Origin of the sequence: Pseudonocardia xinjiangensis, assembly GCF_012911925.1 — a bacterium.
Classification (GTDB): domain Bacteria; phylum Actinomycetota; class Actinomycetes; order Mycobacteriales; family Pseudonocardiaceae; genus Pseudonocardia; species Pseudonocardia xinjiangensis.
This window is the reverse complement of record NZ_JAAXKY010000227.1, coordinates 1-8,406: the sequence shown is the minus strand read 5'-3', so window position 1 is coordinate 8,406 and position 8,406 is coordinate 1. Positions and strand designations below refer to the sequence as shown.

Below are 8,406 nucleotides of genomic sequence, written 5' to 3'. Positions count from 1 at the left end.
CAGGGGGCTGGGCGGGGACTGCGGGGGACGCCGAGCTGTGCCACTCCCGGGCGTTTGCCGGGTGTCCTCCTATTGTCCTGACTCGGTTTGATGGACTCATTCACATGGCGTGGCGGCAGGCTTTCTGTCGGTATTCTTGCGAGCTTTTATTATCCGTGGAGATCGACAACGGGCAGCCGTGGGAGAAACTCGACCGTACGCTTTTTCGGCTCCTTTCCTGGTGAATCTCCTCGCTCTGAACGAACGTGCACATGTCGTGTCACTACGTGGCGACATATGGCCAGGCTGAGTTGTTTTGGCCGGTACCCCCGGCCGAGGTGGACGCCGTCGACGTGTCGAGCGGTGGGTGAGCGTCCTCCTGGTGCGCGCGGACGGCTCGGCTCGACGCATCTCGGCGCGCGGCGGTGGAGCGGTTGTGCTGCGCCGAACGGTCGTATCTCGCAGCCTCTGTTCGGTCGTACGCGATCGCCCGATCGGGACAAATGGCGTGGTTGTCCTTACCGGCCGGTACGGGAGATCAATCCGCTTTGACGGCATATGCCTGCTCTTCTCCTGATGGCGCGCCAAGTCGCAAGCCGGCCGCCGGTCGGTCCAGCGCACGCCCCGGCTGTTGCGTGGCTACGGCCCGGCGTCGGGATCGGAGTCGGACACACCACGAAGAGCTCCGCTTGATCCGACCGCCCGACGTGCTCCGCGCTGCTCGTTCGCGCCGATCTCGGCGAGGTCACGGCCACCTCGGCCGAACGCGGACACTCCTCAGACGCTCGTGAAGTCGGCCGCCGGTCGCAGTGCAGAGTCACCGCGCGCTCAGAACGGCGGTGGCTCGTCGGCCGTGGTGATCACGCGGGGTTCGGTGAGTGGTGGTGGATCGACCCGGTAGATGTGTCCGCTGGGTGTGGTCCAGATGATCGATCCGTCGGGGTACTGGCTGACACTCCAGCCCGGCATGCCCTTCAACCGGTGGTGGGGTCGGCATTTCGGGCCGAGGTTCGCCGCCGATGTCGGGCCCTGGTCGGTGTCCGGGTCGAAGGGGATGTTGTGGTCGAGGTCGCAGCGGTCGGCGGGTACGCGGCAGCCGGGGGCTTGGCAGTACTGGTGGCGTGCGGTGACGTGTTCGGTCAGGTGCGGGGGTGGGCGGTAGCGGGTGGTGCCGTAGTCGAGCAACGCGCCGCTGACCGGGTCGGTGACCAGGCGTCGCCAGACACTGTCGGGATCGGCGGCCAACTCGCGGGCGTGGTCGGCGGGGATGGGGCCGTACCCGGCGAGCTCACCAGGTTCGTCGGAGACGCCGCGGAGGGTGTCGAGGGGGACGGTGACCCGGATCTGTATCGAGACCTTGTTGGTGACGGTGGGGACACCACCCTCGGGCGCGACCCCGGGCAGCCGGTCCGAGCCGGGCGCGGACGGTGCTGAGCTCTCATCGCCGGTCAGACCGTCGGCCGAGCAGGCCGTTGCCGCCGCGGTGCTGCAGAATTCCGTCGCTCGCAGCACCAGGTCGACCAGCGCATCGGCCCGCCGCGCCGCCATCGGCCGCTCATCCGCGCTGCCGCAGCCGCGGGCGTGCTGATCCAGCACCGCGAACACCCCGACCGCCTCCGCCGCCGGCAACGTCGCCGACAGCGTGGCCATCCCATCGCGCTCGGGATACAACACCACAGCACGTTCCCGCCGCTTGCGCTCCCGACGCCGGGCGGCGGCTTCACTGTCGGCGCGCAGCACCGCGCGGCGCACCGCCGCGCGGAGCTGTCCGGTGGTCTGCTGCGGCGCCCGTGGCAAGACCTTCCGCTCCACCACGGCCGCAGTCGCCGCATCCAGATCAGCGCAGCCATCGGCGATGATCCGCGCCTTCGGCAACGTGATCGCCCCGGCCTCCAGGGCAGCGACGACGCCCGGGAACTCCGCCACCAGCTGCCGGGCTTCCCCGACCCGCCACGCAGTACCGCCGGGCGAGAGGCGCAGCATCATCCCGACCTCGGCCTGCGCGGACTCCACCGCCTGCGCCGCCGTGAGTCCCGCAGCGGGACTGGTCTCGGCGGCCGCGACGAACTGGGTGATCTCCGCGTACTGGCGGGCCTGTGCCCGGGCGATGACCTTCTCCCAGGCCCCGATCCGTTCCACCTGCTCGAACCGATCCTCGGTAGGGCCGGCCTGGCCCAGGAGCATGGCCATGATCCCGTCGGGGGCATAGCCGGACCAGGTGAGTGGGGCACTCTCGGCTCGGCCACACTTGCCACGCCGATATCGAACATCTGTTCGAGTATAACGGTCGACTCCGACAATTCGGTCGTGGGCGAAGCGGGCGACCGGAGTCACGCGACGGGAGGAGGCACTGTCGGCTGCATCACAGTTCCCGACCGCCCGACCAGGGCAACCCGCACGACGTCAGCCCTGATGGCGCGTCGGTGCCAGCATGGGGTGATGGACCGTCGTGAAGAGCAGCCGTCAGACCCTCACCAGGGCAACGTCGACGAGCTGAGGGAAGCAGCGGAGACGCTTCGCGGGTTCGTGCCTCAGTTCCGCGACGGCCGCCCGGTGAGCGAGTTCGTGCCGCTCGCGCTGGGGAAGCTGCTCGATGCGGTGGCCGACTCGATCGGGCGGGGTGACGAGATGCGCGACTCGATCAGCTCGAGCGCGCTGGAGATCGCCCGTCACCTCCGCCACTTCCCGGCGGAGGAGCCGCACCGGCCTTAGGGCGTCAGCTCCGTGAAGCCGGTGTAGGGCACCAGCGCGTCAGGGATGCGGACGGACCCGTCGGCCTGCTGCCCCTGCTCGAGGATCGCGACCAGCGTGCGCCCGACCGGCAGCCCTGACCCGTTGAGCGTGGCCGCGAAGCCGCGCCTGCCGTCCTTGGCCTTCGTGCGGATGCCGGCCCGGCGGGCCTGGAAGGTGCCGAAGTCCGACACCGACGAGATCTCCCGGTACTTCTGCTGGCCCGGCAGCCACACCTCGATGTCGTAGGTGTACTCCGCCGAGAAACCGATGTCGCCCGCCGCCAGCCTGACCACGCGGTAGGCCAGCCCGAGCCCCTGCATCGCCGCCTCGGCGTGCGACAGCAGCACCTCGAGCTCGGCCCGTGACGTCTCGGCGTCGACGATCCGCACGAGCTCGACCTTCGAGAACTCGTGCAGCCGGATGAGGCCCCTGGTGTCGCGGCCGTAGGAGCCCGCCTCCGACCGGAAGCACGGGGTGTGCGCGGTGTAGGCCAGCGGGAGGTCCTCGACGGCGAGGGTCTCCTTCGCGTGCAGGTTGGTCAGCGGCACCTCGGCGGTCGGGATGAGGTAGAGCTCCCGGTCGGCCACCCCGGTCTTGAAGAGGTCCTGCTCGAACTTCGGCAGCTGGCCCGTTCCCGTCATCGTGACGCGGTTGACGAGCGTGGGAACCGACCATTCGGTGTAGCCGTGCTGCTGGGTGTGCAGGTCGAGCAGGTAGCGGGCGATCGCGCGTTCCAGCGCCGCGCCCTTCCCGCGGAGCACCGCGAAGCGGGGACCGGCGAGCTTCGTGGCCCGCGGCAGGTCGAGGATCCCGAGCTTCTCCCCGATGTCGACGTGGTCGAGCGGGGTGAAGTCGAGCTGCGCCGGCTCGCCCCAGACCCTGACCTGCTCGGCGTCCTCGTCCGACGCGCCGTCGGGCAGGTCGTCGCTGGGCAGGTTGGGCACGCCGAGCAGGAAGTCCTGCAGCTCCGCCTCCAGCTCGCGGTGCTCCTCCTCGGCGGCGGCCACGACGCCCTTCAGCTCCCGGGCCCTGGCGACCAGCGCGTCCCGCTCCTGGGGATCACCGCCCCGCCCGGCAGCCTTCACCGCGGCGGCGACACGCTTCGACTCGGACCGTGCCTCGTCCCCGCGCTGGATGGCCGAGTTCCGACCGGCCAGCAGCTTCTCCAGGGACGTGACGTCCAGAGCGAAGCCACGCCGCGCGAGCTTGCGGACGGCGTCGGTGGCGGGATCGAGCAGGACGCGAGGGTCAAGCATCGTTCGAGGGTATCGCCGCAGGCGAGCGCAATTCGGCCCGCCTCCTCTTCCGGAGGTGGCGTGTCCGGTACTGATCGCAGCAGGATGTGTGCCCGGTGCCACAGAGTTGTGGCGCCTGATGCAGACGAAAGGTCCGTGCCGTGTCCGCTGCTGCTCCCGCCGTTCCGTCCTACGCCTCCGGCACGTCCGACGTGCCGTTGCTCGGCGACACCGTCGGCGACAACTTCGATCGCACCGCGGCAGCCCATCCCGACACGGAGGCGCTGGTCGAGGTGCCGACGGGGCGGCGGTGGACCTACGCGCAACTGCGCGAGGAGGTCGACGTCGTCGCGACGGGCCTGCTCGCCGCGGGTCTGCAGAAGGGCGACCGCCTCGGGATCTGGGCGCCCAACGTCGCCGAGTGGACGCTCGTGCAGTACGCCACCGCGAAGATCGGGGCCGTCCTCGTCACGATCAACCCCGCCTACCGCACCCACGAGCTGGAGTTCGTGCTGAAGCAGGCCGGCATCTCGGTGCTGGTGGCGGCCACCGGGTTCAAGACCTCCGACTACGCCGGGATGATCGACGAGGTGCGGCCTGCCTGCCCCGGGCTGCGGCGGGTGATCCTCATCGGCACCCCGGACTGGGACGAGCTGGTGGTGGCGGGCCGGTCGGGCGACCGCGCGGAGCTGGCCCGGCGCCAGGCCGAGCTCAGCCCGGACGACCCGATCAACATCCAGTACACCTCGGGCACCACGGGCTTCCCGAAGGGCGCCACACTCAGCCACCACAACATCCTGAACAACGGCTACTTCGTGGGACGGCTCTGCGGCTACACGGCCGGGGACCGCGTCTGCATCCCCGTGCCCTTCTACCACTGCTTCGGCATGGTGATGGGCAACCTCGGCTGCACCACGAACGGCGCCACGATGGTCATCCCCGGTCCCGGGTTCGACCCGAAGGCGACGCTCATCGCCGTGGCGCAGGAGCGCTGCACGTCGCTCTACGGGGTGCCGACGATGTTCATCGCGGAGCTCAACGACCCCGAGTTCGACAGCTACGACCTGTCCTCGCTGCGCACCGGGATCATGGCCGGCTCGCCGTGCCCGGTCGAGGTGATGAAGCAGGTGGTGGACCGGATGGGCATGACCGAGGTGACCATCTGCTACGGCATGACGGAGACGTCCCCGGTCTCGATGCAGACCCGGGCCGACGACTCGCTGGAGCGCCGGGTCTCCACCGTCGGCCGGGTGCACCCGCACGTCGAGGTGAAGATCGTCGACCCGGAGACGGGGCTGACCCTGCCCCGCGGCGAGCCGGGTGAGCTCTGCACCCGCGGCTACTCCGTCATGCTCGGCTACTGGGACGAGCCGGTGAAGACCGCCGAGGCCATCGACCGGGCCCGCTGGATGCACACCGGCGACATCGGCGTGATGGACTCCGACGGGTACGTCAACATCACCGGGCGCATCAAGGACATGGTGATCCGGGGCGGGGAGAACATCTACCCGCGGGAGATCGAGGAGTTCCTGTACACCCACCCCGACGTGCTCGACGCGCAGGTGGTCGGGGTGCCGGACGCGAGGTACGGCGAAGAGCTCTGCGCCTGGGTGACGCTTCGCGACGACGCCCCCGAGCTCACCGCGGAGACGCTCAGGGAGTTCGCGAGCGGCAAGCTGGCGCACTACAAGATCCCGCGCTATGTGCTGGTGGTCGACGGCTTCCCGATGACCGTCACCGGCAAGGTGCGCAAGGTGGAGATGCGCGAGAAGAGCGTCGAGCTACTCCATCTCGGCGACGCGGCGTCGATTCGTAACGCCTAGGAGCCGAGCGTCGCCGTTCGACGGCTGCGCGGAGGGGTACCGGCGGTCTAGGGTGGTCGCACGCGCCCCGGTGTCGCATCCACGGGCCTGACCACAGCGATGGCCCAGGCATCAGGGGCGCGTTCGTCGTGTGGTCCGCAGAGGTGCGACATGACGCAGGGTCGATCGAGGAACGGGTGAGCAGGGTGCCGACCGGCAGGGTCAAGTGGTACGACGCCGAAAAGGGCTTCGGGTTCCTCGCTCAGGACGGCGGTGAGGACGTCTACGTCCGGAAGGCTGCGCTGCCGGCCGGGGTGGAGACGCTCAAGGCGGGACAGCGCGTCGAGTTCGGGATGGCGGAGGGCCGTCGCGGGCCCCAGGCGCTGTCGGTGCGACTGGTCGACGCCCCGCCGTCGGTCGTCGAGGCCGCCCGGCGGCCCGCCGAGGACCTGCACAGCCTGATCGAGGACATGATCCGGCTGCTGGAGACGAAGGTGCAGCCCGACCTTCGCCGCGGCCGCTACCCGGACCGCAAGGCGTCCAAGCTCGCCGCCGAGGTGGTGCGGGCGGTCGCCCGCGACCTCGACGGCTGACGCTGTCACCCGGACGTGTTGAGCACCCAGCTCGCGCGGATCGGGAACTCGATGTCGCCGGTCTCCGGGTCGGCCTGCGGGGGCGGCCCGAACTGCTGCACCTGGGCGCCGACGAGCCGGTCGGTCGGGGCCGGGAGCTCGAGGGTGTAGTCGCTCTGCGCGTTCGGGGCGAACACCGGGCTGCGTCCGTCGGTCTGCGCGCCGGTGCCGTCGCGGTAGGTGAACACCACCTGCCACGGGGTCTCGGCGATCTCGTGCGGCACCGTCACCTTCAGGGGCGTGCCCACGGGCACGGCGAGCTCCACCGGCGCGGCCGGGTCGCCCTTGCAGTCGGTGAGCTGGAGGTCGCAGTACTGGGTGGGCCGCGCGACCGCGCTGGCCGGGCCGGCGGCGAACGTCACCTGTGGCGGCGCCGCGCCGCCGCAGCCGGCCAGCAGCAGCGCGGCGGCCGGGAGCAGGAGCAGACGGGGGAGACGGCGCAGCACCGTCTCACCTTACGGTCGGTGCGTCAGCGCACCGTGCGGGCCGGTGTGGTGGGCAGGGCGCTGGAGCGCACCCGGTGGCCGAGGAACGGCAGGAGGCTGCGGCCCCGGCTCACCAGCGCCGTCTGCACGCCCGCCAGTGCGACGACGGCGGCCACCACCGCGAACCCGATCCAGAACGTCGTGTGCGGCAGCAGCACGCCCAGCGCTCCGCCGAACACCCAGGCCAGCTGCAACACCGTCTCCGACCGGCCGAACGCCGACGCGCGCGACTCCTCGGGCAGGTCGCGCTGGATCACGGCGTCGAGACTGACCTTCGCGAGCGCGCTGGCCGAGGCGCCGACGAGCCCGACGAGGGCTGCGGTGGCGATGCCCGGCAGTACGGCGGCCACCACGGCCGCGGCTACGGCGGCCGCGATGCAGCCGATGACGATCCGGTCGGTCCGGGCGAACCGGCGCCGCGAGCCCACCGCGTTCCCGGCGAACGACCCCACCCCGGCTGCGGCGCCGACGATGCCGATCAGGAACAGCTGCCGAGCCGGGTCGGCCTCCGTCTGGCCCTTCACCACGAACGCGACGAACAGCGTGAGGAACCCGGTGAGCACGCGGATCGCGCCGTTGCCCCAGAGCGCGACGACGACGGGGCGCCCCATCGGGCTCCGCCTGCCGCGCTTGGTGGTGCGCAGCACGGCGGGCACCTCGCCCGCCGTGGACTCCACCCACCGCGGGATCCGCAGGCACAGCACGGTCCCGACGACAGACAGGGCGGCGGTGTACAGCAGCGCGCCCGGGGAGCCGGTGAGCGAGGCCACCCCGGCCGCGCCCGCGCCGAACACGCCGCCCGCGACCAGCCCGAAGGTGGTGAGCCGCGAGTTCGTGGTGACCAGCGTGATGGACGGGGGCAGGACCCTCGGGGTGACGGCCGCCTTGAGCACCGAGAACGACTTGCTGAGCACTAGCATGCCGAGCGCGGCCGGATAGAGCAGCCAGGTGTCGTAGGAGAAGGCCATCACCACGGCGAGCACGGCGCGGCCGGCGAACGAGACGGCCAGCGCCGCACGGCGCCCCCGCTGCAGGCGGTCGAGCAGCGGCCCGATCACGGGCGCGACCACCGCGAACGGTGCCACCGTGATGACCAGGTAGAGGGCGACGTTGGCCTTGCTCTCCGCGGTGGCGGCGGCGAAGAACAGCGTGTTGGCCAGTGCGACGGCAACCGCGGCGTCCACCGCGTAGGTCATCATCGTGGCGTAGGTGAGCGCCGTCAGCCCGGAGCGGTCGGCGCCGTCGGCGCTCGCCGCGCGGTGGAACGCCCGGATCCCGTTCTGTGTCAGCTGCCGGCTGCGCAGCGCGGCCACCCGCGTGACGGTGAGCTTGCGGGGCATCCGTGGTGTCGGCCGGTCGTCCTCGCCGGTGGGCGCTCCCGGGCCCGGGGCCGGAGGTGGCCCGGCCTCCGGGCCGGGCAGGTGGTCACGGGCGTCGGTGGGGCCGCGACCCCGGCCGGGTTCCCGTTCGGCACGGTCCCGTTCGGTGCGGTCCCGTTCGGCCCGGTCCCGTTCCGGTGGGGGCCAGGACAGGGGTGGGG

Annotated in this window: 7 protein-coding genes; 3 read left to right on the top strand and 4 right to left on the bottom strand. The window is 71.2% G+C overall.

Features of this window, described 5'->3' with window-relative positions; all coding sequences use genetic code 11:
* Positions 1-807: 807 nt before the first annotated feature.
* Positions 808-2,169, bottom strand: coding sequence for an HNH endonuclease signature motif containing protein (locus HF577_RS35460; RefSeq protein WP_169400377.1), 1,362 nt, complete (start codon positions 2,167-2,169; stop codon positions 808-810).
* Between the two features lie 249 nt (positions 2,170-2,418).
* Between HF577_RS35460 and HF577_RS35455 the strand changes: the two genes are divergently transcribed.
* On the top strand, positions 2,419-2,691 hold the full coding sequence (locus HF577_RS35455) for a hypothetical protein (protein WP_169400376.1): 273 nt from the start codon (positions 2,419-2,421) through the stop codon (positions 2,689-2,691).
* On the opposite strand, the gene serS is transcribed toward HF577_RS35455, so the two are convergent.
* Positions 2,688-3,968, bottom strand: a complete 1,281-nt coding sequence (serS, locus tag HF577_RS35450; protein ID WP_169400375.1) for a serine--tRNA ligase — start codon at positions 3,966-3,968, stop codon at positions 2,688-2,690. The genes HF577_RS35455 and serS overlap by 4 nt on opposite strands.
* A 140-nt stretch (positions 3,969-4,108) precedes the next feature.
* Between serS and HF577_RS35445 the strand changes: the two genes are divergently transcribed.
* Positions 4,109-5,770 carry an AMP-binding protein gene (locus HF577_RS35445; protein WP_169400374.1) on the top strand — a complete coding sequence of 554 codons (1,662 nt, stop codon included), beginning with the start codon at positions 4,109-4,111 and terminating at the stop codon, positions 5,768-5,770.
* A gap of 185 nt (positions 5,771-5,955) precedes the next feature.
* Complete coding sequence (locus tag HF577_RS35440) at positions 5,956-6,342, top strand: cold-shock protein (RefSeq protein ID WP_169400379.1); 387 nt, start codon at positions 5,956-5,958, stop codon at positions 6,340-6,342.
* A 5-nt stretch (positions 6,343-6,347) separates the two neighbouring features.
* Here HF577_RS35440 and HF577_RS35435 read toward each other — a convergent pair whose 3' ends face one another.
* Positions 6,348-6,827, bottom strand: a complete 480-nt coding sequence (locus tag HF577_RS35435) for a DUF2771 family protein (RefSeq protein ID WP_169400373.1) — start codon at positions 6,825-6,827, stop codon at positions 6,348-6,350.
* Positions 6,828-6,850: 23 nt separating this feature from the next.
* On the bottom strand, positions 6,851-8,398 hold the full coding sequence (locus tag HF577_RS35430; RefSeq protein ID WP_246267899.1) for an MFS transporter: 1,548 nt from the start codon (positions 8,396-8,398) through the stop codon (positions 6,851-6,853).
* Between the last annotated feature and the right edge of the window lie 8 nt (positions 8,399-8,406).